This is a genomic window from Curtobacterium sp. HSID17257, assembly GCF_003989515.1.
Taxonomy (GTDB): Bacteria; Actinomycetota; Actinomycetes; order Actinomycetales; family Microbacteriaceae; genus Curtobacterium.
The window spans coordinates 1-25208 of sequence record NZ_RBLU01000045.1 but is presented as its reverse complement, the minus strand read 5'-3'; the positions used below and the strand labels follow the sequence as shown (position 1 = coordinate 25208).

Sequence of the window (25208 nt, the reverse complement as noted above, 5' to 3'; positions counted from 1 at the left end):
CCTGCGCGGTCGTCACGGTCGAGCGACGGGCGTGCTCACGCCCCGCGGCGAACGAGGACAGCACGCCGGTCGCGGCGAGCGCCCGCACGAGCAGCCACGACCCGAGCCCGGCGATCACGGCGCCGGACGCCACGGCGGACACGACGTAGACGGTCTTGAACGCGGCGTCGAGGCCCGGGTACCAGAGCACGGTGTCGTTGATGCCGAGCGCGAGCCCCGCGGCGGCACCGGCGAGCACGACGACGGGCAGTCGGTAGGCCCGGTAGAGGAACAGTGCGAGCACGAGTTCGGCCCCGAGGCCCTGCACGAGCCCGGCCTCGAGCGTCAGCCACCCCCACTGGGTGCCGAGCAGCGCCTCGACGCTGGCCGCGACCATCTCGGCGTAGAGTGCGGCGCCGGGCTTCCGGACGACGATCGCGACGACCGGCCCGGCGAGCAGCCAGACCCCGCCGAAGAGCGCCTGGGTGCCCGGCAGGACCAGGCCTGCGACGGCGCTGATCGGCTCGTAGCCGAACTCCCAGAGCTTGAAGACGACACCGATCGCGACGGCGAGGACGCTCGCGACGACGATGTCGACCACCCGCCAGCGCAACGAGCGCCGGACGGTGGTGGACGGTGCTGCGGACTGCGTGGTTGCAGGCATGGTTGCTGACTCCTCCCTGCGCCGGCATGACCCGGATCAGGTTCGACGGTCGGAGCGCCGTTCGCTCCCTCTCAGCCCGGCGGTCCCGGACTCCCGTGTGTGTGCCAGCAGTCTAGACGCGGTCGCGTCGGAGGACGTGCCCCCGTGACGAACGGGAGGCCCGTGGCGGCGTCGCCACGGGCCTCCCGTCCGGTGGGTCACTTCTTGAGGGCGCGGATCACCTTGCTCAGGGCCTTGCCGGTCACCCAGATGGTGGGGATGCTCACCGCGAGCAGCGAGATCAGGTTCGGCTCGAACTGCAGGTCCTGACCCGGTCGGCGCACGTACGCGCCGACGGGTATCGAGGCGCCGCCACCGCCACCGCCGCCGCCGCCGTTCTCGTCGTCGCCGCCGGCGCCGAAGCCGAACCAGCCGATCGACACCGGGATCAGGGTCTGGTCGCCGACCTCGACCGGCTCCCCGTAGTTCGTCGAGACGCCCACCGGGCGCACCTTGTCTGCGATCTGACTGACGATGTTGGCCATGCGCGCGAGGCTACTCGGCCGTTCCTCCACAGGCCGGGGCCGCGATCCTGGTGTCCACGGCTGTGGCTTGTCTGCGGACGCGGGCAGGCTGCGCCGATATGTTGGCCGGACCCACACCTGGAGGACCGTTTGCACACCTGGCCCGGCAACCCGTACCCCCTCGGGGCGACCTACGACGGCAGCGGCACGAACTTCGCCCTGTTCAGCGAGGTCGCCGACCGTGTGGAACTGTGCCTGTTCGACGACGCGGGGAACGAGGAGTGCGTCGACCTGGTCGAGGTGGACGCCCACGTCTGGCACGCCTACCTGCCGAACGTCGCCCCGGGGCAGGAGTACGGCTTCCGCGTGCACGCCCCGTACGACCCGGCGAACGGGCTGCGCGGCAACCCGAACAAGCTGCTCCTCGACCCCTACGCCAAGGCGACCAGCGGCGACATCGACTGGGACCAGGCGCTGTTCTCGTACACGTTCGGCGACCCGGACTCGACCGACGACCAGGACTCGGCGTCCCACATGATGAAGGGCGTCGTCATCAACCCGTTCTTCGACTGGCAGGGCGACCGGGCTCCCCGGATCCCCTACGGCGAGACGGTGATCTACGAGGCGCACGTCAAGGGCCTCACCGAGACGCACCCGGACGTCCCCGAGGAGCAGCGCGGCACCTACGCCGGCGTCGCGCACCCCGCCGTGATCGAGCACCTCAAGCGGCTCGGGATCACGACGCTCGAACTCATGCCCGTGCACCAGTTCGTCAACGACTCCACGCTGCAGGAGAAGGGGCTGTCGAACTACTGGGGCTACAACACGATCGGCTTCTTCGCGCCGCACTCGCACTACTCGTCGTCCGGCGACCGCGGGCAGCAGGTGCAGGAGTTCAAGGCGATGGTGCGCGAGCTCCACCGTGCGGGGATCGAGGTGGTCCTCGACGTCGTCTACAACCACACGGCAGAGGGCAACCACCTCGGACCGACGCTGTCCTTCCGCGGCATCGACAACGCGGCCTACTACCGCCTGGTCGAGGACGACAAGCGGTACTACATGGACACGACCGGTACGGGCAACTCGCTGAACGTCGGGCACCCGCACTCGCTGCAGCTCATCATGGACTCGCTGCGGTACTGGGTGACCGAGATGCACGTCGACGGGTTCCGCTTCGACCTGGCCGCGGCCCTGGCGCGGGAGTTCTACGAGGTCGACCGGCTCGCCGCGTTCTTCGAACTGGTCCAGCAGGACCCGATCGTGTCGCAGGTGAAGCTCATCGCCGAACCGTGGGACGTCGGACCCGGCGGCTACCAGGTCGGCAACTTCCCGCCGCAGTGGTCCGAGTGGAACGGCAAGTACCGTGACACCGTCCGCGACTTCTGGCGGGGCGAACCCTCGACGCTCGGCGAGTTCGCCTCGCGCATCTCCGGGTCGGCCGACCTGTACGAGCACGACGGTCGGACGCCCAAGGCCAGCATCAACTTCATCACGGCCCACGACGGCTTCACGCTGTACGACCTCGTCGCCTACAACGACAAGCACAACGAGGCCAACGGCGAGGACAACAACGACGGCGAGAGCCACAACCGGTCGTGGAACTCCGGGTTCGAGGGACCGACCGACGACCCGGACGTCGCCGCGCTCCGTCTCCAGCGCCGCCGGAACTTCCTCGCCACGCTCCTGCTCAGCCAGGGCGTGCCGATGATCGCCCACGGTGACGAACTCGGCCGCACCCAGCACGGCAACAACAACGTGTACGCGCAGGACTCCGCGATCAGCTGGATCGACTGGGAGCACGCCGACGACGAGCTCGTGCAGTTCACCGCCGACGTCGTGAAGCTCCGGCACGACCACCCGACGTTCCGCCGCACCCGGTACTTCAACGGTCGTCCGGTGCGCCGAGGCGAGGGCGAGCCGCTGCCCGACGTCGTCTGGCTGACCCCCTCCGGCGAGGCGATGGACCCGGAGGACTGGGACTCCGGCTTCGGCAAGAGCGTCGGCATGTACCTGAACGGAGAGGGCATCCGCGGCCGCGACCGCTGGGGCGAGCGCGTCACCGACGTGGCGTTCCTGACGTACTACAACGCACACGACGACGTCGTGACCTTCACGCTGCCGCCCGAGGAGTACTCCCCCGGCTGGACCGTGCGGATCGACACGGCCGAACCGGGGGCGCGCGAGACGGTCCTCGACGCGGGGACACCGCTCGACGTGCCCGCACGCTCGATGATCGTGCTCCGCGCCGAGCCCGACCACGAGGTCACGACCACCCAGGTCGAGTCGGTCGAGGGCGGGCGACAGTCGACCCCGAGCAACCCGGCGGCGGCGCCGACAGCGTCCGCGACCGACCCCGAGCCCGCGACCGCCGCCTCCTCCGAGCCCGAGTCCGAGCCCGGATCCGAGCCCGTCTCTCCCGACACCGAACCCGAATCCACAGGAGCCACCGCGTGAGCGCTCGCCGCGTCCCCACGTCCACCTACCGGCTGCAGGTCACCGCAGACTTCGACCTCGCTGCCGCCCAGGGCGTGGTCGACCACATCCGTACCCTCGGTGCGGACTGGGTCTACCTCTCCCCCGTGCTGCAGGCCGAGCCCGGGTCGCAGCACGGCTACGACGTCGTCGACCACTCCCACGTCGACACCGAGCGCGGTGGCGACGCCGCACTCCGGGCGCTCGCCGAGGCCGCACACGCCGCGGGCCTCGGCGTGCTCGTCGACATCGTGCCGAACCACGTCGGCGTCGCGACGCCGGAGGCCAACCCGTGGTGGTGGTCGCTGCTCGAGGCCGGGCAGGGCTCCCCCGTCGCCTGGGCGTTCGACGTCGACTGGCAGGCCGGCGACGGTCGCATCCGCATCCCGGTGCTCGACGACCGGCTGCTCGAGGCGGTCGAGCTGCGCGACGGTCGCCTGTACGTCGGCGAGACCGCGTACCCGACCGCCGAGGGCACCGTGCACGACGGCGACGACGTCGAGACCGTGCACGCCCGCCAGCACTACGAGTTCGTGCACTGGAAGCGTGCGGACCACGACCTCAACTACCGCCGCTTCTTCGCCGTGAACACCCTCGCGGCGATCCGCGTCGAGGAGCCCGAGGTGTTCGCGTCCTCGCACGCGACGATCGGCGGGTGGTTCCGCGACGGCCTGGTGGACGGTCTGCGGATCGACCACCCGGACGGCCTGTACGACCCCGCCGGCTACCTGCAGGACCTGCACGAGCTGACCGGCGGCGCGTACACCCTCGTCGAGAAGATCCTCGAGCCCGGTGAGCAGCTGCCGTCGTCGTGGCCGGTCGACGGCACGACCGGGTACGACGCACTCGCAGTGGTCGACCGGGTGTTCGTCGACCCCGCCGGTGAAGCGGCGCTCTCGTCCGCGTCCGGCGCCGAGCCCACCGACTGGCAGCAGCTCACCCACGACACACGTCGGGGCATCGCCGACGGCATCCTCGGCAGCGAGGTCCGTCGGCTCGCCCGGCTCCTCGCCCCCGTCGCGGCGGACGTGCCCGAGGACCGCGTCGTGGACGCCGTCGCCGAGATCGTGGCGTCCTTCGAGGTCTACCGGACGTACCTGCCCGAGGGCGTCCACCACCTCATCGGCGCGCTCGAACGCGCAGCCGAGGCGCGCCCGGACCTCGACGACGTGATCGACCGCATCGCGCCGGCGCTCGTCGACCCCGGCCACGCCGCAGCCGTCCGGCTGCAGCAGACGTCGGGGATGGTCATGGCGAAGGGCGTCGAGGACACCGCGTTCTACCGCACGTCGCGCCTGACCACCCTGAGCGAGGTCGGTGCCGACCCGAGCCTGTTCGCCGTCTCGGTGGAGGCGTTCCACCAGGCCCAGCGCGACCGGCAGGGCAGCTGGCCGCACACCATGACGACGCTCACCACGCACGACACGAAGCGCAGCGAGGACACCCGCGCGCGCATCACCGTGCTCGCCGAGCTCGGGTCCGAGTGGACCGCTGCGCTCGAGCGCCTGCAGTCGCTCGCGCCCCTCGACGACGCCGTGTTCGCCGACCTGCTGTGGCAGGCGATCGTCGGTGCACGTCCCGCGAGCCGTGAGCGGCTGCACGCCTACGCCGAGAAGGCATCGCGCGAAGCGGGCGACAGCACGACGTGGACCGAACCCGACGAGGCCTTCGAGGAGCAGATGCACGCCCTGGTCGACGCGTCCTTCGACGACCCGGAGGTCGTGGCCGTGCTCGACGAGCTCGACCGCACCGTCGACGCAGCCGGGTGGTCGAACGGTCTCGCGCAGAAGCTCGTGCAGCTGACGATGCCCGGCGTGCCGGACGTCTACCAGGGCACCGAGGGCTGGGACCGCTCGCTCGTCGACCCGGACAACCGCCGACCGGTCGACTACACCGAACTCCGCCACGTGCTCGCCGGGCTCGACGGCCCCGAGGACGACGGACCCGAGCGCCTGCCGGCCGTCGGCCTCGACGGCGCCGTGAAGACCCTCGTGGTCAGCCGTGCCCTGCGCCTGCGCCGCGACCGCCCCGAGCTGTTCACCCGCTACCTCGGGCTCGAGGCCACGGGCAGCGCCGCGGACCACGTCCTGGCGTTCGACCGCGGCGGCGCCGTGACCGTCGCGACGCGCCTGCCCGTCGGACTCGAGCGGGTCGGGGGCTGGGGCGACACCCTGGTGCACCCCGTGCCGCTCGACCGGGTCGACCTGCTCACCGGTCGGCGGTTCCCGGCGTCCCGCGGGATCGCGCTCGCCGAGCTGCTCACCGACCTGCCGGTGGCGCTCCTCGTGCCCGCCGACCTCGTCGACACCGCGACGACGGACGGCGGCGCGGCCGCTGCTTCCTCGTCCACGTCGACGGCCACACCCGCAGCCGCCGGGTCCGACGGCGCCGCCGTCTCCGACCAGCAGGCCGAGATCGAGATCCTGGAGGGTCACGCATGACCGTTCCCGCCCGCTACGCCGTCTGGGCACCGAACCCGGAGCGCGTGCGCCTGGTCGTCGACGACGTCGAGTACGCGCTGACCCGTGGTGACGACGACTGGTGGAGCACCGACGAGGTCGCCCCGGTCGTCGGTGCGCGCTACGGCTTCCGCATCGACGACGACGAGGACGTCCGACCCGACCCCCGCAGCCGGTACCAGCCGGACGGGGTGCACGGCACGTCCGAGGTCGTCGACCCGGAGCGCTTCGCGTGGACCGACGAGGCCTGGACCGGCCGTCCCGCCCGCGGCGGCGTCATCTACGAGATGCACATCGGCACCTACACGCCCGAGGGCACGCTCGACGCGGCCGCGGCCAAGCTCGACCACCTCGTCGAGCTCGGTGTGGAGTTCGTCGAGCTCCTCCCCGTGAACGCCGTCAACGGTGAGTGGAACTGGGGCTACGACGGGGTGGGATGGTTCGCCGTGCACCACCCCTACGGCGGTCCCGACGCTTACGACCGGTTCGTCGACACCGCCCACGCGCTGGGGCTCGGGGTCATCCAGGACGTCGTCTACAACCACCTCGGTCCGAGCGGCAACTACCTGCCGCTGTACGGTCCGTACCTGCTGCAGGGGCTCGGCAACACCTGGGGCGACTCGGTCAACGTCGAGCACCCCGAGGTCCGCCGGTACGTGCTCGACAACGTGCGGATGTGGTTCCGCGACCACCACGTCGACGGGCTCCGGCTCGACGCCGTGCACGCGATCCGCGACACCACGCGTCCGCACGTGCTGCAGGCCATGGCCTCCGAGACCGAGGCGTACTCCGAGTTCGTCGGGCGTCCGCTGTCGCTCATCGCCGAGTCGGACCTCAACGACCCGGTCATGTTCCGTCCGCAAGAGGCCGCGGGCTACGGACTCACCGGTCAGTGGTCGGACGACTTCCACCACGCCGTGCACGTGGCGGTCACCGGCGAGACGAACGGCTACTACGCCGACTTCGAACCGTTGTCGGCACTGGCGAAGGTGCTCGAGCAGGGCTTCTTCCACGACGGCACGTGGTCCTCGTTCCGGGGCAAGCGGCACGGACGACCGATCGACCGCGGCACCTCGCCCGCGACGGCGCTCGTCGTCGCGAACCAGAACCACGACCAGATCGGCAACCGCGCCGCGGGCGACCGGCTCGCGGCAACGCTCGACGACGAGTCGCTCGTCATCGCGGCGGCGCTGACGTTGCTCGGCCCGTTCACCCCGATGCTGTTCATGGGCGAGGAGTTCGCGGCGACCACGCCGTGGCAGTTCTTCACCTCGCACCCGGAGAAGGCGCTGGGCGAGATCACGGCGAAGGGACGGATCGCCGAGTTCGCCGAGCACGGCTGGGACGAGTCGGTCGTGCCCGACCCGCAGGACCCGACCACGTTCACGAACTCGAAGCTCGACTGGGCCGACGTCACCTCGGACCGGGGTGCGCGCATCCTCCGGGCGTACCGCGTGCTCGTGGCGCTGCGTCGGACCGAGCAGGCGTTCGTCGACCACCGCTACGAGGCCAACGCCGTCCGCTTCGACGGGGACGACCGCTGGCTCGTGCTCACGCGTGGGCTGCTCGGTCCGGACGCGGCACCGGTGCACGTCGTGGTGAACTTCGCCGACGACGCCGCCGAGGTCCCCGTGCCGGAGGCGACCGGCGAGGAGCTCTACCGCTTCGGCGAGGCGAGTGTCGAACCCGGTGTCGTCCGCTTCACCTCGCGGGGCGTGGTCGTCCTGCGCTGACGAGCGCCCCGACCGCACTGCGAACGCGACAGTCCCCCGTGGAGGTTCCACGGGGGACTGTTGCGTTCGCGGCTCCGACCGGTCAGGCGGACTGGTCCGCGACCGCGTGCGCGTTCTTGCGCACCGAGGGCAGCCGACGGTGGTCCTTCACGAGGGACCGGAACTCGCGCAGGCGGCGGTCGATGCCCCACTTGGTCACCAGGGTCAGGCTCTCGCGGACGATGTTGCCGCTCATCTTCGAGACGCCGAACTCACGCTCCGTGAAGGTGATCGGCGTCTCGACGACCCGCAGCCCGGCCTCGAGGGCACGCCAGCACAGGTCGACCTGGAAGCAGTACCCCTTCGACGCGACACCGGCGAGGTCGATCCGCTCGAACGCCTTCGACGTGAAGACCCGGAAGCCGCCGGTCGCGTCACGCACCGCGATGCCCAGGGCCATCCGGGTGTAGAGGTTGCCGCCGCGCGACAGGAACTCGCGGTACCACGGCCAGTTCTCGACCTCACCCCCCTTGATCCAACGGGAGCCGAGCACGAGGTCGTTCGAGTCGGCGAGCTCGAGCATCCAGGGCAGGTACTCCGGGTGGTGCGAGCCGTCGGCGTCCATCTCCACGAGCTTGCCGTAGCCGTGCTCGAGGCCCCAGGCGAACCCGGCGAGGTACGCCCCGCCGAGGCCGTCCTTCACCGTGCGGTGCATCACGTGGACGCGGTCGGTCTCGCGCGCGATCTCGTCCGCGATGTCGCCGGTACCGTCCGGCGAGTTGTCGTCGACGACGAGCACGTGCACGCTGTCGTCGGTCGCGGCCAGGGTACGGGCGACGATCGGGCGGACGTTCTCCGCCTCGTCGTAGGTCGGGATGATGACCAGTGACGTGCTCATGGTGCTCCTTGCGCTTCGCATCGAAGGGTATCGGGTCGCCCTGCGTCAGCCCGACGACAGGTCTGCGAACACGATCAGATTGTCGGTGTAGTGCCCGGTCGCGGTGTCGAACGTGCCGTCGCAGGTGATCAGGCGGAGCTGCGGTGTGGGCGAGCTGCCGTAGACGTCGCTCGTCGGGAACGCCGACTTCGCGGCGCGCTCGGACCGTTCGACCGTGAAGGTGCGGTCGCTGCCGTCGGACATGGACACGTGGATCTCGTCCCCGGCCACGAGTTCGTCGAGCCGGAAGAAGACGGCTGCGCTCGTCGGGCTGTCGACGTGCCCGGCGATCACGGCCGGACCGACCTGCCCGGGCACGATGCCGTCGGCGAACCAGCCCGCGCTGTCCCAGTCCTTCGGCGGGTCGAGCTCACCCGCGGATCCGCGGCCGAGGTCCTCGAGGCCCGAGGACACCCCGATCGCGGGGATCTCCACCCGTACCGGCGTCGCGGTCGAGCGGGCCGCCGGGGCAGCGGGGTCCTGGAAGCCCGACGTGTCGCCGGCCCCGGAACCGTTCGCCGCCGCACCCGGATCGGCCGTCGCGGACGCTGCGCTGCTCGCTGCCGCCTGCGGCCCCGTCCCGTCGGTCCCGGTGGTGGCGACGGCGACACCGGCGATGCCGCCCCCGACCAGGACCGCCGCCAGCACCCCGCCGACCACGACGCCCCGACGGCCGGACCACCAGCGCGTCCCTCCGGTCGCGGCTCGGCGCCCGGTCACGATGCGCCTCCCGCCGCGGTCGCACAGCCGCCGAGGACGTCCGAGGTGAGCATGGTCGCACCGAGCGCCGCCCAGGCGTCGCCGTAGTACGTCTGCGTGGTCGCCGCGGTCCGGTCCATCCGACGCAGGTCCGCGGCAGCAGCCGACGACGACCCCGCGGCGTGCTCCGCCGCTGCGCGGGCAGCGTAGGCCAGGCCGCTCGTGTCCCCCGTCACGGCCGTACCGCCGAGGTCGAGCTGCGCCGCCAACCGAGTGCTCCGCGCGAGCGTCGGCGCGACGGAGGCCGCGAGGGCACGATCGTCGGCGGAGCAGGCCTCGGCGTAGCGCAGCGGCAGGCGCATGGCCTCCCACCCGTAGACGACGCTCCCCTGGTCGCCCGACGCGGGCATCGGGTCGACGGTCCCGTCGGCGTGCACCTGGGACCAGTCGCTCGGCAGGTCGCTCTCGTCGAGCACGGCGGCGGTCACGGCCGACGAGCCCTGCTCGAGCTCGGTCCACCGACGGTCGCCGGTCGCTCGCTCGAGGATCCGGAACGCCGCCGGCGACGCGTACGAGGCGTTGTACCGGTACGGCTCGCTGTCCGCCCACGGCCCCGGGAGCAGGATCCGGCCGAGGTCGGTCGTCGCGGTCTCGTGCTCGAGGATCGCCGACGCCAGGGTCTTCCCCGCCGTCGTGTACCGCTCGTCGTCCCAGCGCTCCCCCGCGAGCACGAGGGCCCGGGCCGCGTCGAGGTCGGCGTCGCTCGCGGACTGTTCGTCGGCGACGCCGTCCTGGGGCGTCCACCGCCACGCGAGCAGGTCGTCGTCGGTCACTAGGTGCCGCTGCGTCCACGACCAGATCGCACCGAAGGTCCTCCGGTCGTCGTTCGCGTACGCGATGAGCAGCCCGTAGGCCTGCCCCTCACTGACCGTGTCGCCTCCCTGGTCGGTGCGGACGACCCGGCCGCCCTGCACGTGGTCGTCGAGGAAGTCCGACCGCAGCTGCGTCGCGCTGCGCTCGACGTCCGGCGCGGGCGACGACGTCGCGCTCGAGGTCGTGCCGGCCTGCGGCACGGTGTCGCTCCAGGGGCGGACGGCGACGAGGGCGACGCCGACGGCGACGACGACCGCCGCTGCGGCGGTGATGGGGATCCAGGTCCTGCGGGTCATGCCGGCACCTCTTCCGGGGTGGTCGGGGACGGTCGGACGGGAGGCGCGGTGCACGTGGGCGGACCGGCTGCGGTGAGCCGCGCCTCCAGGCCGGGGCCGACGGGTCGCGTGACCCGTCGGCTGCCCGTCGGTCAGTGGAACAGCGAGCGGACCGCCGCGACGACCGCGTGCGTGAACTCGGTGAACGGGCGGTCGGCGGCTGCGCCGCCGCCACCGGTCTGGACGCCGCCGGACGGGGTCGCTGCCGTGGCGGCCGCGTCGGTGACCGGCACGACGGTCAGGTCGCCCTTGCTGTCGTCGAGGACGAAGAGCGTGGAGACGGTGTTGCCGGCGAGGTCCACCTCTGCGGTGCCGCGCTGGCCACTGCCCGAGACGTCGAGCGACCACTTGCCGGCACCGACGGTCGCGTACTGCGTGGCGGTGCCGAAGGACGCGTCCTCGGCGATGGCGGTGCCGTCGGTGGTGCTGACGTCGACCTCCTTCGCGGTGGTCGCCGCCTGGACGAGACGGAGCTTCGCCTTGCCGTCACCCGGCTGTTGCAGGTCGTCGGTGAACGCCTTGGTCTTCAGGTCGTCGTTCTTGCCGTAGGCGACCACGGTGTTCGCGTCGCCCTGCTGCACCTGCACGTCGGTCGAGATCACCGGGGTGGAGTCGGGCGCGTCGGCGGCGCGCATCGAGAGGACGTAGGTGCCGACCGGGAGCTCCTGGTACGGGCTGACCTGGCCGTAGGTGACGTCGTCGAGCTCGAAGACCGTCTTGCCGCCGGACAGGCTGGTCAGCTCGACGTCGACGCTCTTGGTGTCCGGGGAGAGGTGGCCGACGCGCAGCCATCCCTCGTCGGTGCCGGTCGCGGCCGAGGCGGTCTGCGGTGCGGCGAGGCCGACGGTGGCGACGACGACGGCCGCGGCGATCCCGGCGACGACGACCGGACGGCGGGCGGTGCGGCGTCCGGTGGTGGGTGCGGGGGTGCGTGCGGGGGTTCGTGCGTCGTTCGGGGCGGAGGTGCGTGCGTCGTTCGGGGCGGAGGTGCGTGCGTGCATCGTGGTGCTCCTTCGTTTCGTGTGGTGCTCGGTGCGTCGGGTGCTCGGGGTGCTTGGTGCTCGGGGTCTCGGGTTGCGTCGGGTGTTTCGGGTGCTCGGGGTGCCCGGGGTACCGTCGTGGTGCGGAGCCGCTGGCCGAGCGGGCGTTTCCTGCTCGGCCCCAGCGGTCCGGCTGCCGGTTCCGCCCGCTCGGGCTGGAGTCGTGGTGCAGAGTCGTCGTCGAGCTGCGAGCGGGCGCTTCCTGCTCGTCCCCGGCGATCTGGCTGCCGGTTCCGCCCGCTCGCCGGACACGGGCGCTCCCGCTGGCTCGTCGCCTCCGCGAGCGGGCGGATCCTGCTGCGGACGACGACCGCCGCTGCCGGAACCGCCCGTTCGTGGAGGCGGGGACGGGTCAGGACGCGCTGGTCGGCGTCGTCGTGGGGTCGGCCGGGGCGTAGGTCACGACGACGCGATCGCCGTCGCGCTCGACATCGGTCGGGCGGATCCCGTCGCTCATGGCGTCGAAGGTGGCGACCGCACGAGCAGCTTCCGCCCGATCGGTGGTCTGCACGACGAGACGGCGGAAGGGCTGCCCGTCCTCTCCCGTGAGCGGGCGGAATCGGTCGACCGAAACGGACTGGTCAGCGAGCACCTGTCCGAGGGCGAGCATCGCGCGCGAATCGACCTGACCGGCGCGGAACTGCGACTTCGTTCCCGCGTCGGCCTGGAGCGCCGGGTTCTGCGCGAGCTCGGTGCCCATCGTCTTCCGCCCGTTCGTGGCGGTACTGATGGCCTCGTTCGCGGCAGCCTCGCCCTCGGCGTGGATGCGGCGGACGTCGACCTGCTGGTCACCGGTGCCGAACGTCGCCACGCTGGTCGAGTTCCGGATGGCCTGCGTCACGTCCTGCGAGGAGTTCCCGCCGGTGCGCATCGAGTCCGTCGTGACGACGTAGTCCGAGTCCTTCCACCCGTTCGGCGACTGGCGCTGCACGGCGGCGTCGGTGTCGAGCTTGTAGTACCAGATGACGTTGTTGCGGGCGAAGCCGTCGCGGACGAGGTCGACCCACATGGCGTCGTCCACGAGCAGGCGCGAGGACTTCGGGACGTTGTCGCCGACCCACTGCTCGGCCTGCTGCATCGGCAGGTCGAGGTTCGCCGACGTGAACCCGCGCAGCTGCGTGCCCCAGAGCGGCACCGCCACGACGACGGCCACTGCGGTGACCACGGCCCAGGTCGCCCCGAGACCACGTCGAGCGACTCCGTGCACACGGGTCCGGGCGTTGGACCGGACCCGTCCGGCGAGCGCGAGGACCGCCCGCTCGGCGGTGTACGCGACGAGCAGCGCCGCGAAGGGCACGAGCACGATGACGTACGGCACGGGCAGGTACCCGTTCGGGCGGAACATCATCGCGAGCAGGAAGACGAGCATCGCGGCGATCGGGCGGACCCGACGCAGGAAGAGCCCGACGACCGCGGCGACCGATCCGAGCACGATGAAGACGGGGTCGAGCGCCCACCACTGCGCCGCGGCCTGGTTCGCCAGGCTGCCGGCGTCGAAGATCGAGCCCGACGCGGTCCGCGAGCCGAGCTGGTAGGTGATGCCCTCGAAGAGGCTCACCCGCCCGGCGCCCGGCAGGAGTTCACCCTTGACCGCGGCGAGCAGCAGGTAGCCGCCACCGATGACGACCAGGACGGCCCCGGCGACGCTGAGCGTGTACCGACGGGTGCTCCTGTCGGCCCGGCGGACCGCGATCCAGATCAGGAACGGCAGCGCGAGCAGGTACGTCTCCTTGGAGAGCACCGCGATGCCGAGGCAGGCAGCGGCACCGGCGAACCCGGCGAGCTGCTGCCGTCGACTGAGCACGAGCACGAACGCCGCGAGGAGCCACGGTGTCGCGACGTTGTCGATGTAGACCGTGCGGTGGTACTGCAGGGCCAGCGGCGAGAGGGCGAAGACGAGCCCCGCGACCGCGGCCGTGACGCGACCTGCGCCCAGTCGGCGAGCGAGGACGAAGAGCAGGACGCTGGAGACGGCGGTGAAGAAGACCATCGCCTCGCGGGCGGCCTCGACGGCGAACGGGTAGCGCGCGAACGCCCCGGTCAGCGATGTGTACGCCGCGATCTGGATCCACCCCAGCGGCGGGTGGTCGTACCAGTAGGTGTAGTGCGTGATCTCGCCGAGGTTCGCGATCGCCCAGGCCTGGGCGGTGTACGTGCCCTCGTCGTCGATGCGCTGCGGCGTGCCGGACATGTTCCAGAGCTGCACGCCGACGGTGACGGCGAGGACGGGGAGCAGCCAGCCGAGGCTTGCTGCGTGCACTCGGAACCAGCCGCGCACGCCGGAGAGCGAGCTGGCGCCCCGGACGGGGATCCCGGTGGTGTGGGTGAGGCTGGCGGTCATCGTGCACCCCCGGTGGTCGAGCCGGCGAGCTCACGCTCGGACGACGAGGACGACGAAGACGACGAAGACGAGGACGACGACGAGCCGGTCAGCTCGGACGCGAAGCCGACGACCTCGGACTGCCCACCGCCGGTGCGGTGCTGCCCGGTGTGCTCGGTCTTCTCCCACCCGTTCTGCCCCTTCACATGGCGGACGACGGCGCGGACGGCCGCGGCGGCGAGGAACACCTGGTACGGCACGAGGCCGAGGACGAGCTTCACGTAGTCGCGGATGCGGACCTTCTCCTTGTAGATGCGGCCGAACTCGTTGAGTCCGACGACCTCGACGGCGAGCAGCATGAGCGTCGGCGCCACGGGGATGAACGAGACGAGGGCGATCGCGGTCGGCACCTTGACGAACAGGATCATCAGGACGCTGAGCGGGATGAGCAGACCGGTCGCCGCCTGGATGAACGGCATGGTGAGCATGTAGCGGGCGAAGAAGCGCTGGCGGAAGGACGGCAGCTTCTTCCACTCCCCCTTGCCGAGGACCTGCAGGAAGCCCTGGTTCCACCGGGTCCGCTGCTTGAGCAGGGACGCGAAGGTGGGTGGCGTCTCCTCGCGTGTGACCGCCTCGGGGCTGTAGGCGACGACGACCTTCGCCCCGTCGGCGGAGAGCCGGACGCCGAGTTCGCAGTCCTCAGCCAGGCAGTGTGCGTCCCAGCCGTCCGACCACTCGAGCCGCTCACGGGTGACGAAGACGGTGTTGCCGCCGAGCGGGATGAACTTGGAGCCGGCGTGGAAGTGCAGGCGCGAGCGGAACCAGAAGTAGTACTCGAGCACGTTGCGGAGCGACCACCAGCTCGACCGGAAGTTCATGAGCTGCACGCCGCCCTGCACGACGTCGGCGCCGGTCTCCTGGAAGCGCGAGTCGACGAGCGACAGGAGCTTCGGGTAGACCTCGTCCTCGGCGTCGAACACCCCGACGATGTCGCCGGTGGCGTACTGCAGCGCGAGGTTCATCGCCTTCGGCTTGTTCTTCGGCGCGGTGTCGTCGACGACGATCTTGATCAGCTCCGGGTGCCGGGCGGCGGCGGCACGGACGACCGCGTCGGTCTCCGGGTCGTCCTCGCCGACGATCGCGATGATCTCGAAGTCCGGGTGGTCCTGCTTCGCGAGCATGTCGAGCGTCTCGCCCATCACGTCCTGCTCGTGCCGACCGGGCACCAGCAGGGTGAAGCGGTGCGCCGCCGGCAGCGGGGTCTGGCTGAAGCTCGTCGACTTCAGCGCATCCCGCGACCGCCAGGCGTGCAGCATCCACCACAGCGTGGTGAGCGCGATCACCGTGAGCAGCACGGAGACAGCGATGAGAGTGGAGTACCCGATCCACTCGCCCAGCGACCAGGCGACCTGCGGGGCCTGCCCCGAGCCTCCCGTCGGGACGTCGGTGGTCCCGCGGTTCGGGACGTTCCCTGCCGGGCCTGTTCCCTCGTTCGGCTGCAGCAGCGGCCCGGCGGCCGTCAGCAGCGTGGCGGTGATGGTCATGCGGAGTGCTCCTTCGCGTGAGCGTCGGTGGAACGGAAGACGAGGGCCTTGTACGCGACGAACCGGAAAACGGTGCCGAGGACGAGACCCACCCCGTTGCCGGCGACGTTGTCGGCGAGGGTCGAGGTGAAGCCGAGTAGGTAGTGCGAGACGAACAGGCAGGCGGCGGCGATGCCGAGGCCGATGACGTTCGTGACGGCGAAGAGGAGCCCTTCGCGGAGGGTCTCCTTCCGGCCGACCCGCCGCTGCGAGCGGAACGTGACGGAGCGGTTCGCGAGCCACGCGACCACGGTGGCGACGACCGCGGAGAAGATCTTCGCGGCGATGGGTCCGTCGGGCAGGACGGTCGCGCGCAGCAGGTTGTAGACACCGAGGTCGATGACGAAGCAGATCGCTCCGATGGCGCCGAAAGACGCGAGTTGTGTCGCCGTCGCGCGGAGGCGTAGGACGCGGGCAGGCCGAGCGAGGGTCGCCGACGCGCCGCTGGTCGCCGCTGGGTGGTCGGCGACTGCGGATTCGATCGGCACCGGGCCGGTGCTCGGTGGCACCAGAACGGGGGTGACGGTTCGGGGCATGCCCCCTCTTCGGGGGCACGCTCACGAGTGGTTTGGTCGGGGTACAACTCCTGCCAGGGCCCTGACAGTTCCGCGACACGTGCTGTTCATCAGTGAACTTCTGTCAACGTTTGTGCTGATCAGCGCCGGGTAGGCAGTCCGGCCGAACGGTTGCGTTCGTCGCGAGGTACTGCACGACGGACGGGAGGCACGGTGCCAGCTGGCCCCGTGCCTCCCGTCCGTCGGTCGGTCGCGTGCGTTACGCGGGTCGCTTCTCCGGGCTGACCGTCTTGCTGGCGTCGCGCTCCGGGATGTCGCCGAGGGCGTCGTCGATCGCGGCGAGCGCATCGGCGTCGAGGGTGACGCCCGCTGCCTTGACGTTGTCGGTGACCTGCTCGGGGCGGGACGCACCGACGATCGCCGAGGCGACGTTCGGGTTCTGCAGCGTCCACGCGATCGCGAGCTGGGCGAGCGTGAGTCCGGCCTGGTCGGCGACGGGCTGCAGACGCTGCACGGCTTCGAGGACCTCGTCGCGCATGAACCGCTTGATCATGTCCGCGCCGCCCTTCTCGTCCGTGGCGCGGGAGCCCTCGGGGGCCGGTTGGCCCGGCTTGTACTTGCCCGTCAGCACACCCTGGGCGATCGGCGACCAGACGATCTGGCTGAGGCCGAGCTGCTTGGAGGCGGGCACGACCTCGCCCTCGATGACGCGCCACAGCATCGAGTACTGGGGCTGGTTCGAGATGAGCTGGAAGCCGAGCTCCTTGGCCAGGGCGGCACCGGCGCGGATCTGCTCCGCGTTCCACTCGCTGACGCCGATGTACAGCGCCTTGCCCTGTCGGACGACGTCGGCGAAGGCCTGCATCGTCTCCTCGAGCGGGGTCTCGTGGTCGTACCGGTGCGCCTGGTAGAGGTCGACGTAGTCGGTCTGGAGGCGCTCGAGCGAACCGTCGATCGACTCCATGATGTGCTTGCGGGAGAGGCCGACGTCGTTGTGCCCCTTCGGCCCGGTCGGCCAGTAGACCTTCGTGAAGATCTCGAGCGACTGGCGACGCTCGGCCTTGAGCGCCTCGCCGAGGACCGTCTCCGCCGCGGTGTTGGCGTACGTGTCGGCGGTGTCGAACGTGGTGATGCCGGCATCGAGCGCTGCCCGCACGCACTGGGTGGCGACGTCGTTCTCGACCTGCGAGCCGTGCGTCAGCCAGTTGCCGTAGGTGATCTCGGAGATCTTGAGTCCGGAGTTGCCCAGGTACCTGAATTCCATGCTCCCGACGCTAGTGGAGTGAGCGCTCTCGTGAGGGGGTGTGGGAGTACCTGTGGACAGGTGTGGGGTGACCCGGGGATGGGGAGGGGAGCGGGCGGGACTCACGGGAGAGAGGCGAAGTACGGGCAGGCGGTGCGTGAGCGGGCGGGCGGGTCGCGGGTGCGCGAGCGGGCGGAACGGTCACCACGAGCCTCCCCGCCCTGCCCGATTCCGGCCGCCCGCCGTGAGCGGGCGGAACGGTCACCACGAGCCTCCCCGCCCTGCCCGATTTCGTCCGCCCGACCTGCACGGGAAGCAGCAGCGCCCCGCTCTCGCCCCCACTCGCGATCCCGCTCTCCCCCAGTTGCCGGGCCCCGGTCCTGCACACCACGCTCGGCCGCACTCCCGTCCACAGCTCGCGAGCAGTCGCCTCGCCGAGGGGGAGCGGCCTGCCACGCTCCCTGCATGTCCATCGCCGACCGCTTCCCACCAGCGCTCCGCGGACGCCCGTTCCGCGTCCGCGAGGCCCTGCGCCGCGGCGTCCCGCCGAGCCGCCTCCGCTCGAGACGGCTCTGCCGACCCTTCCACGGCACCCGCTGCTGGACCCCACCCAGCTCCCATGCGGACCGAGCGCGAGCCGTCGCACCTCGACTCCGGCGCGATCAGGCGTTCAGTCACACGACGGCTGCACAGCTCCTCGGCATCCCGCTCCCCCGCCGACTCGAAGCCGACCAGCGAGTCCACGTGACCACGATCGGGAAGGACCAGGCGCTCCGCGTGCGCGGGACCGTCGGGCACCGCACGCGGGCGCACCTCGCGAGGGTGGTCCACTCGGGCACCGCTCCGATCGTGGACCCGGCCACCACGTTCGTCATGCTCGCCGCAGTCCTCACGGTCGACGAACTGATCGTCGCCGGCGACGGGCTCGTCGGATGGCTGAACTGGTGCACGGTGGACCAACTCGAGGCCGCGGTCGGTCGACACCGCGGCGCAAGGCACATCCGCAAGGCGCGCGCTGCCCTCGCCGAGGTACGACCGGGCTCACGGAGCCCCGGCGAGACACGCCTCCGGCTCACCCTGCTCCGGCGCGGTCTCCCCGAGCCGAAGCTGAACCACGACGTGGTCGTCGCGGGCGAGTGGATCGCCCGCGTCGACCTCGCCTACCCGGCCGCAAGGGTTGCGATCGAGTACGAGAGCGACCTGCACCGGTCCGATCCGCGGACCTTCCGCAAGGACCTGACCCGGGGTGAGCACCTGAAGGACGTCGACTGGTGGCTGGTCCGTGCGACAGCGGACGACGTCGGCGCACTCGCCGACGTCTTCGTCCAGCGCATCCGGCGGCTGCTCACCACGGGGACGGCCGGGAGGCACGACACGCGTTCTCGACACCCGCACGCGACGATCTCGTGAACATTGGTTGACGCTTCAACCAAACGGGTGCAGAATGGGCTACAGTTCGATTCGATGCAGGCGCATGAACATGCTTCGCCTGGTCGGGAACCGCAGACCAACGCTCTCGTAAGGAGTCACCATGACGCTCACCGCCTCCGCCATCCCGGGCTACCAGACCGGCACCTGGAAGATCGACCCGACCCACTCCGAGGTCACCTTCTCGGTCCGCCACCTCGCGATCAGCAAGGTCAAGGGCTCGTTCGAGCGCTTTGACGCGACGCTCGTCACCGCCGAGAACCCGCTCGACACGACCCTCGAGGCCTCGATCGACGTCGCGAGCATCAACACGAACCAGGCGCAGCGCGACCAGCACCTCGCCACGGGTGACTTCTTCCTCACCGAGGAGCACCCGCAGATGGTCTTCAAGTCGACCGGCATCCGCGAGGACGGCGACGACATGCTCATCGACGGCACGCTGACCCTGCGCGGCGTCACCAAGGACGTCACCCTGAAGACCGAGTTCGGTGGCGTGACCACCGACGGCTACGGCCAGGTCAAGCTGGGCGCCGAGGCGACCACGAAGATCGACCGCACCGAGTTCGGTGTGAACTGGAACGCAGCGCTCGAGGCCGGCGGCTTCACGCTCGGGAACGACGTCACCATCAACCTCGACGTGCAGTTCGTCCTCCAGGCGGCCTGACCTCCGAGTCACCGAACCACGGCTGATCCCCCGCAGCGTGCGGGGTCGACGGCCGCGGACACCGAACGAAGTACCTGCAGTACCCGGCGAACGGCCCGGCTCCTCCCCCACGGAGCCGGGCCGTTCCGCGTCCGTACGCACCCCCTCCAGCTGCACCGCTTTGTCCTGCGCTGGCCGAGCACGAGACCGCTTCCCCATACGCGACCGCGAGCGGGCGGTTCCCGCGGCTCGACCACCCGTCCCGACCCGATTCCACCCGCCCGACCACGAACGGGCGGTTCCCGCGGCTCGACCGGCCATCCAGAGCCGATACCACCCGCCCGACCACGAACGGGCGGTTCCCGCGGCTCGACCGGCCATCCCGAGCCGATACCACCCGCCGGACCACGAACGGGCCATCTCCGCGCCTCATCCCCCGGCGCTCGTGCCGATCCAGCCCACTCGGGACGGCTCCTGCACGTTCCTCGGTCCGACAGTGACACAGCGCTGCGCCGCACGAGCGCCGACGACCCCCGGGCGGGCGTAACTTGTCCCCTGTCCCGGCACGGGAATCGCCCGATCGCCGATCCCGTTGCACCCCGCACCCGTCCCGACCGAAGAGGAGCACCACCATGGCCACCGACTGGATCGCGCTGCAGTCCCTCGCGGCAGCCGAGTTCGGCCGCCGCGTTGCCGCCGTGACCGACTGGGAAGCGTCCACGCCAGACTCGGAATGGACGACACGCGACCTGGTGACCCACGTCATCGACGAGCAGCGCTGGATCCCGAAGCTCCTGACGGGATGCGACTACGCCCAAGCAGAGGCTGACCTCGAGCCGATCGGCCAGGATCTCGCCAGCGAGTGGACGAAGTTCGCTTCGGCAGCATCGGGCGCCTGGCAAAATGCGCCCGCTGACACTCCGGTCCACCTCAGCACCGACGTCGTCCGAGCAGACGAGTACCTCACCGAGCAGACCAGCGACATCACCATCCACACGTGGGATCTCGCTCGGGCCACAGGAACTGACGAGTCACTGCCCGACGAACTCGTCCGCGCCGTCTGGGAGTACTTCGAGCCCCAGATCCACGACCTCGCCGCGACCGGGCTCTACGCCGCACCGGTCCAGGTCGACGACGATGCTCCGTTGCAGGTCCGCCTGCTCGCGGTCACAGGTCGCGATGCCAGGGTGAACGCCTGACGCTCGATCCAGCCCAGCGCGAGTGGGCGGAATCGCCGATCGAGCGCAGACGTCTCGGAAGCTTCCGCCCGCTCGGCGCCCGCGCGAGTACTGGACAGGGCGGCGCGCGTCCGACGGGCGGAATCGGCCACGGACACCACACCGCACGACAGGAACCACCCGCCCGACACCCGGCGGGCGGAAACGACGAAGGAGTCATCACGGACGCGACAGACAACGCCCGCTCGACCAGCACGGACGCAACAGACAACGCCCGCTCGACCAGCACGGACGCAACAGACAACGCCCGCTCGACCAGCACGGACGCGACAGACAACGCCCGCTCGAGCGCCACCCCGACCCCGGCCTCGGCCTCGGCCTCGACCTCGGCCTCGGTGGGTACCACGCGTCTCGGGCGCACGGGCCTCGAGATCAGCCGCATCGTCCTCGGGATGATGTCCTACGGCAAGCCAGACCAGGGCGCCCACCCGTGGAGCGTCGACATCGATGCCGCTCGCCCCTTCGTCCGCCGCGCCTACGAGGCCGGCATCACGTCGTTCGACACCGCCAACGTCTACTCCGCCGGCTCGAGCGAGGAGATCACCGGGCAGCTCCTCAAGGAGATCGCCCCGCGCGAGGAGGTCCAGGTCTTCACCAAGGTCTTCAACCGCATGCGCCCGGGCCCCAACGGCGCTGGACTCTCCCGCGCCGCGATCATGCACGAGATCGACGCGTCGCTGACCCGGCTCGGCACCGACTACGTCGACCTCTACCAGATCCACCGTTTCGACCCGCACACGCCGATCGAGGAGACGATGGAGGCCCTGCACGACGTCGTCAAGGCCGGCAAGGCGCGGTACATCGGCGCGAGCAGCATGTGGGCGTGGCAGTTCGCGCAGATGCAGCACACCGCCGAGTTGCACGGGTGGACGAAGTTCGTCAGCATGCAGGACCAGTACAACCTCCTCGAACGCGAGGAGGAGCGCGAGATGCACCCGTTCGCGCAGACGACCGGCGTCGGCGTCATCCCGTGGAGCCCGCTGGCACGCGGCAAGGTCACCCGCCCGTGGGACGCGCAGGGTTCGGGCAGCCGCTCGGACACCGACGAGTTCGGCAAGACGCTCTACCGCCAGGACGAGGACGCCAACCGAGCCATCGTCGACGCGGTGCAGCAGGTCGCCCAGGCCCGCGGCGCGAGCATGGCCCAGGTCGCGCTGGCGTGGGTGGCCGGCAAGCCCGCCGTCACCGCGCCGATCATCGGCGCGACGAAGGAGCACCACATCGACGACGCGGTCGCCGCGGCCGCGATGGAGCTCACGGACGACGAGGTGTCGCGACTCGAGGCCGCCTACACCCCCCGCGTGCCGTCCGGTTTCTGACTGGACCCGATGACGGACGGGAGGCGCGGTGCCGGCTGGCACCGCGCCTCCCGTCCGTCGGGGCGCGCGTCCCGATCGACGGCCGGCCACCGGAGACGGTTCGACGACCGGACCGCCGGAGACGGACCGACGACCGGACCCCCGGAGACGGATCGACGACCGGATCCCCGGAGACGAACGGGCCCGCCGGTCAGGCGGTGGCGTCCTGCCGGGCCTCCTGCTCCAACCGCGCGATCCGGACCAGCGCCGCACGCTCCGTGCCCGGGGTCGTGCCGAGCACCGCGCCGATCCCGTCGAGCACGACACCCGCGACCTGACGGACCGGCAGCTGCACCGGCCCGACACCGGGCGTCCGCAGCGCGAGCATCGACCGGTGCCGCGGGTCGAGCGATGCGACCGCCCCGTCGAAGAGCGCCCGGTAGCCCGGGCGGAGGAGCCTGGCGAGGGGCGGGTCCTTGATGAACCGGACCACGTCGTGCGTGCGGGCGTCGGCCTTGAGCTCCCCACGGTCGAGGTAGCCGTTCATCTGCGCACGGAGTTCGGCGTCCGACTCCGGAGCATCCTCGACACCCATGAGGCGTCCCGCGATCGCCCACTCCCGCACGTAGGCGTCGGCGCCGCCCGGGATGGGCTTGCCCCAGACCTGTGCGCTCCGCAGGAAGGCGTCGGTGAAGGCGAGGTGCACCCACCGTGCCAGGTCCGGGTCGTTCGCGGCGTACGGCTTCGTCACGCCGTGGCCGTCGACGTACTCGCCGACCACCCGCTCGTGCAGCTTCCGCACCCACTGGCTGGCGTGCGTGGCCTGCTGCGTGTCGCCGTGCGACACCGTGTAGATCCACCGGATCGTGCCCGCGAGGCGGCCGAACGGGTCCTCGCGGTAGCGCGAGTGGTCGGCGACGCCGGCGAGTGCGCCGGGGTGGAGCGCCTGCACGAGCAGCGCGCGGACGCCGGCGAGCACGGTGTGGTTGCCGCCGTGCACGGCCCAGGTCGCGGAGCCCGGGCCGAAGAAGCCCGCGTCGGAGCCCTGTTCGAGCTCGTCGATCCAGGCGGGACGCTCGGTCGCGCCGTTGGTGAAGGTGTCGTTGAGGCGGGAGCGGAACGCGTCGGACACGGAAGCCATGCCCCCATAGTCCGACGTGCCCCTGACAGTGGGCCCTGACAACGAGCACGGCTCCGCCGGTAGGTTGGCCGAGTGAGCATCGACACGCCTCGTCCCTGGCTTGCCTCGTACGCCCCGGGGGTCCCGCACGACATCGACGAGCCCACGGGCTCGCTCTCCGACATCGTGGAGCAGTCAGCAGACCGCTTCCCGGGGAAGGTGGCGCTCGAGTTCTTCGGCAGGACGACGACCTACGCCGACCTGCAGGAGCAGATCCTCCGCGCTGCGAACGGCCTGCGGAAGCTCGGCGTTAGCGCCGGGGACCGCGTGGCGATCGTGCTGCCGAACTGCCCGCAGCACGTGGTCGCCTTCTACGCGGTGCTCCGGCTCGGGGCGATCGTCGTCGAGCACAACCCGCTGTACACCGCGCGCGAGCTCCGCCACCAGTTCGAGGACCACGGCGCGAAGGTCGCGATCGCGTGGGACAAGTCCGTCGCCACGCTCCAGGACTTCCCCGCGGACGTGCGCCTCGACGCGATCGTCTCCGTCGACCTGACACGCGCGATGCCCCGGGCGACCCGTCTCGCCCTGGCACTGCCGGTGGCGAAGGCCCGGGAGTCCCGCGCGAAGCTGACCACGAGCGTGCGCGGTACGACGAAGTGGGACGACCTCGTCTCCACCCGGAAGCTGTCGAAGCGCCACCCGCGTCCGACGACGACCGACGTCGCGCTGATCCAGTACACGTCGGGCACCACCGGGGTGCCGAAGGGTGCGGTGCTCAGCCACCGGAACCTGCTCGCCAACGCCGCGCAGGCCCGCGCCTGGGTGCCGGCCATCCGGCGGGGCGACAACACTGTGTACGCGGTGCTGCCGATGTTCCACGCCTACGGCCTGACGCTGTGCCTGACCTTCGCGATGAGCATGGCCTCGCGACTCGTGCTCTTCCCGGCGTTCGACCCCGCACTCGTCCTCAAGGCGATGAAGAAGCACCCGCCGACGTTCCTGCCGGCCGTGCCGCCGATCTACACCCGGCTGCAGCACGCGGCGGACTCGGCGAAGGTGTCGCTGCAGGGCATCGAGATCGGGATCTCGGGTGCCATGCCGCTGTCGCAGGACGTCGTCGAGCCCTGGGAGGCCCGCACGGGCGGCTACCTCGTCGAGGGCTACGGCCTGTCCGAGTGCTCCCCCGTCCTCATGGCGAACCCGGTCTCCCCCGAGCGACGCCTCGGTGCGATCGGTCTGCCGCTGTCGTCCACCGAGGCCCGCGTCGTCGACCCGGACGACCAGTCGAAGGTGCTCGGCACGGGCGAGGCCGGCGAGCTCCAGGTCCGGGGACCGCAGGTGTTCCGCGGGTACTGGGGCAAGGCCGAGGCGACCGACGAGGTCTTCACGCCCGACGGCTGGTTCCGCACCGGTGACGTCGTGTCGATCGACGCGGACGGCTTCGTGAGCATCGTCGACCGGCTCAAGGAGCTCATCATCACCGGCGGCTTCAACGTGTCGCCGTCCGAGGTCGAGGACGCACTGCTCAAGCACCCCAGCGTGCGCGAGGTGGCCGTCGTCGGCATCACGCAGGGCGGCAACGAGCAGGTCGTCGCGGCCGTCGTGCCCAAGGACCCGAAGGCGTTCGACGCCGAGGCGCTCCGTGCGTGGTCGCGCGAGCAGCTCACGGCCTACAAGGTGCCGCGGCGCATCGTCGTGGTCGAGGACCTGCCGCGCTCGATGATCGGCAAGGTGCTCCGCCGCAAGGTGCGCGACCAGATCACCGCGAAGTAGGGACGCCCGTCCGTCGAGGGAGCGCGAGCACCGCGAGCCCGGCCACGACCAGCCCGACACCCGCCCACCCGGCACCGCCGAGGTGTTCGCCGACCACGAGCACGGCGAGCACCGCGGCGACCACGGGCTCGAACAGCGACAGCAGGGTCGCGACCGAGGCGCTCACCCGCCGCAGCCCGACGGCATACAGCGAGTGCCCGAGCACCGTCGGCACGAGCGCGAGGTAGACGAACACGGGCCAGTTGGCCCCGACCGACAGGGCGTCGTGCCCGGCGACCAGCGCGAGCACGACGAGCGGGACGGCAGCCAGCCCGAACACGGCCCCGACCACCCCGCGCCCGGCTGCTCCGGGCGCGGTGCCGGCCCCGGTA

Annotated in this window: 20 protein-coding genes and 1 riboswitch; of the genes, 8 read left to right on the top strand and 12 right to left on the bottom strand. The window is 71.1% G+C overall.

Annotated features, from left to right (window positions below; all coding sequences use genetic code 11):
* Positions 1–643, bottom strand: a 643-nt coding sequence (locus D8M35_RS09100; protein WP_126891565.1) for an ECF transporter S component, incomplete at its 3' end; no start/stop codon positions are given.
* Positions 639–750, bottom strand: a riboswitch (TPP riboswitch). Its footprint overlaps the gene before it by 5 nt.
* A gap of 90 nt (positions 751–840) precedes the next feature.
* Positions 841–1167, bottom strand: a complete 327-nt coding sequence (locus tag D8M35_RS09095; RefSeq protein ID WP_126891564.1) for a spore germination protein GerW family protein — start codon at positions 1165–1167, stop codon at positions 841–843.
* A gap of 129 nt (positions 1168–1296) precedes the next feature.
* On the opposite strand from D8M35_RS09095, the gene glgX reads away from it, so the two are divergent.
* Genes glgX through treZ form a run of 3 tightly spaced genes read left to right on the top strand, consistent with a single transcriptional unit; the run spans position 1297 to position 7810 of the window.
* Positions 1297–3600 (top strand): glycogen debranching protein GlgX, encoded by a 2304-nt coding sequence (gene glgX, locus D8M35_RS09090; RefSeq protein WP_238638169.1) that lies wholly within the window; start codon positions 1297–1299, stop codon positions 3598–3600.
* Positions 3597–6059, top strand: a complete 2463-nt coding sequence (gene treY, locus D8M35_RS09085) for a malto-oligosyltrehalose synthase (RefSeq protein ID WP_126891563.1) — start codon at positions 3597–3599, stop codon at positions 6057–6059. The genes glgX and treY overlap by 4 nt, the downstream gene beginning before the upstream one ends.
* Entirely contained in the window at positions 6056–7810 is a 1755-nt protein-coding gene (treZ, locus tag D8M35_RS09080) for a malto-oligosyltrehalose trehalohydrolase (RefSeq protein WP_126891562.1), read from the top strand. Before treY ends, treZ begins: the two co-directional genes overlap by 4 nt.
* A gap of 82 nt (positions 7811–7892) precedes the next feature.
* Here the strand turns inward: treZ and D8M35_RS09075 are convergent, their stop codons facing one another.
* From D8M35_RS09075 to D8M35_RS09040, 8 genes are all read right to left on the bottom strand, one after another.
* Complete coding sequence (locus D8M35_RS09075; RefSeq protein ID WP_202976545.1) at positions 7893–8687, bottom strand: polyprenol monophosphomannose synthase; 795 nt, start codon at positions 8685–8687, stop codon at positions 7893–7895.
* A gap of 45 nt (positions 8688–8732) precedes the next feature.
* Positions 8733–9446 carry a class F sortase gene (locus D8M35_RS16585; RefSeq protein ID WP_161972633.1) on the bottom strand — a complete coding sequence of 238 codons (714 nt, stop codon included), beginning with the start codon at positions 9444–9446 and terminating at the stop codon, positions 8733–8735.
* Positions 9443–10594 carry a glycosyl hydrolase family 8 gene (locus D8M35_RS09065; protein ID WP_126891559.1) on the bottom strand — a complete coding sequence of 384 codons (1152 nt, stop codon included), beginning with the start codon at positions 10592–10594 and terminating at the stop codon, positions 9443–9445. The genes D8M35_RS16585 and D8M35_RS09065 overlap by 4 nt, the downstream gene beginning before the upstream one ends.
* A 131-nt stretch (positions 10595–10725) precedes the next feature.
* Complete coding sequence (locus D8M35_RS09060; protein ID WP_126891558.1) at positions 10726–11634, bottom strand: DUF4397 domain-containing protein; 909 nt, start codon at positions 11632–11634, stop codon at positions 10726–10728.
* Positions 11635–12025: 391 nt separating this feature from the next.
* A complete protein-coding gene (locus D8M35_RS09055) occupies positions 12026–14014 on the bottom strand; it encodes a glycosyltransferase family 39 protein (RefSeq protein ID WP_126891557.1) in 1989 nt (662 codons plus the stop codon).
* Positions 14011–15537, bottom strand: a complete 1527-nt coding sequence (locus D8M35_RS09050; RefSeq protein ID WP_174234726.1) for a glycosyltransferase — start codon at positions 15535–15537, stop codon at positions 14011–14013. The genes D8M35_RS09055 and D8M35_RS09050 overlap by 4 nt, the downstream gene beginning before the upstream one ends.
* Positions 15534–16064 carry a GtrA family protein gene (locus tag D8M35_RS09045; RefSeq protein WP_238638168.1) on the bottom strand — a complete coding sequence of 177 codons (531 nt, stop codon included), beginning with the start codon at positions 16062–16064 and terminating at the stop codon, positions 15534–15536. Before D8M35_RS09045 ends, D8M35_RS09050 begins: the two co-directional genes overlap by 4 nt.
* 286 nt (positions 16065–16350) lie before the next feature.
* The gene (locus D8M35_RS09040; RefSeq protein ID WP_058750614.1) at positions 16351–17355 is read right to left on the bottom strand and encodes an aldo/keto reductase family protein; all 1005 of its coding nucleotides are present in this window, start codon (positions 17353–17355) and stop codon (positions 16351–16353) included.
* A gap of 723 nt (positions 17356–18078) precedes the next feature.
* Between D8M35_RS09040 and D8M35_RS09035 the strand changes: the two genes are divergently transcribed.
* The 4 genes from D8M35_RS09035 (at position 18079) to D8M35_RS09015 (ending at position 21962) form a co-directional block, all read left to right on the top strand.
* Positions 18079–18744 (top strand): hypothetical protein, encoded by a 666-nt coding sequence (locus tag D8M35_RS09035; protein ID WP_126891555.1) that lies wholly within the window; start codon positions 18079–18081, stop codon positions 18742–18744.
* A 121-nt stretch (positions 18745–18865) separates the two neighbouring features.
* On the top strand, positions 18866–19426 hold the full coding sequence (locus tag D8M35_RS09030; RefSeq protein ID WP_126891554.1) for a YceI family protein: 561 nt from the start codon (positions 18866–18868) through the stop codon (positions 19424–19426).
* Positions 19427–20037: 611 nt separating this feature from the next.
* Positions 20038–20604 carry a TIGR03086 family metal-binding protein gene (locus D8M35_RS09025; protein WP_126891553.1) on the top strand — a complete coding sequence of 189 codons (567 nt, stop codon included), beginning with the start codon at positions 20038–20040 and terminating at the stop codon, positions 20602–20604.
* A 374-nt stretch (positions 20605–20978) separates the two neighbouring features.
* Positions 20979–21962, top strand: coding sequence for an aldo/keto reductase (locus D8M35_RS09015; protein WP_126891552.1), 984 nt, complete (start codon positions 20979–20981; stop codon positions 21960–21962).
* A 190-nt stretch (positions 21963–22152) separates the two neighbouring features.
* On the opposite strand, the gene D8M35_RS09010 is transcribed toward D8M35_RS09015, so the two are convergent.
* Positions 22153–23082, bottom strand: coding sequence for an oxygenase MpaB family protein (locus tag D8M35_RS09010; RefSeq protein WP_126891551.1), 930 nt, complete (start codon positions 23080–23082; stop codon positions 22153–22155).
* A gap of 72 nt (positions 23083–23154) precedes the next feature.
* On the opposite strand from D8M35_RS09010, the gene D8M35_RS09005 reads away from it, so the two are divergent.
* A complete protein-coding gene (locus D8M35_RS09005; protein WP_126891550.1) occupies positions 23155–24837 on the top strand; it encodes a long-chain-fatty-acid--CoA ligase in 1683 nt (560 codons plus the stop codon).
* Here the strand turns inward: D8M35_RS09005 and D8M35_RS09000 are convergent.
* The coding region (locus D8M35_RS09000) for an EamA family transporter (RefSeq protein ID WP_148113347.1) at positions 24824–25208 on the bottom strand (385 nt) is incomplete at its 5' end. The two genes, D8M35_RS09005 and D8M35_RS09000, sit on opposite strands and share 14 nt — an antisense overlap.

Excerpts from the sequence above, each read along its gene's own strand:
- D8M35_RS09010 (WP_126891551.1), bottom strand. The coding sequence starts at position 23,082 with ATGGCTTCCGTGTCCGACGCGTTCCGCTCCCGCCTCAACGACACCTTC.
- treZ (WP_126891562.1), top strand. The coding sequence starts at position 6,056 with ATGACCGTTCCCGCCCGCTACGCCGTCTGGGCACCGAACCCGGAGCGC.
- D8M35_RS09055 (WP_126891557.1), bottom strand. The coding sequence starts at position 14,014 with ATGACCGCCAGCCTCACCCACACCACCGGGATCCCCGTCCGGGGCGCC.
- D8M35_RS09075 (WP_202976545.1), bottom strand. The coding sequence starts at position 8,687 with ATGAGCACGTCACTGGTCATCATCCCGACCTACGACGAGGCGGAGAAC.
- D8M35_RS09040 (WP_058750614.1), bottom strand. The coding sequence starts at position 17,355 with ATGGAATTCAGGTACCTGGGCAACTCCGGACTCAAGATCTCCGAGATC.
- D8M35_RS09095 (WP_126891564.1), bottom strand. The coding sequence starts at position 1,167 with ATGGCCAACATCGTCAGTCAGATCGCAGACAAGGTGCGCCCGGTGGGC.
- D8M35_RS09025 (WP_126891553.1), top strand. The coding sequence starts at position 20,038 with ATGGCCACCGACTGGATCGCGCTGCAGTCCCTCGCGGCAGCCGAGTTC.
- D8M35_RS09060 (WP_126891558.1), bottom strand. The coding sequence starts at position 11,634 with ATGCACGCACGCACCTCCGCCCCGAACGACGCACGCACCTCCGCCCCG.
- D8M35_RS09065 (WP_126891559.1), bottom strand. The coding sequence starts at position 10,594 with ATGACCCGCAGGACCTGGATCCCCATCACCGCCGCAGCGGCGGTCGTC.
- D8M35_RS09050 (WP_174234726.1), bottom strand. The coding sequence starts at position 15,537 with ATGACCATCACCGCCACGCTGCTGACGGCCGCCGGGCCGCTGCTGCAG.
- D8M35_RS09030 (WP_126891554.1), top strand. The coding sequence starts at position 18,866 with ATGACGCTCACCGCCTCCGCCATCCCGGGCTACCAGACCGGCACCTGG.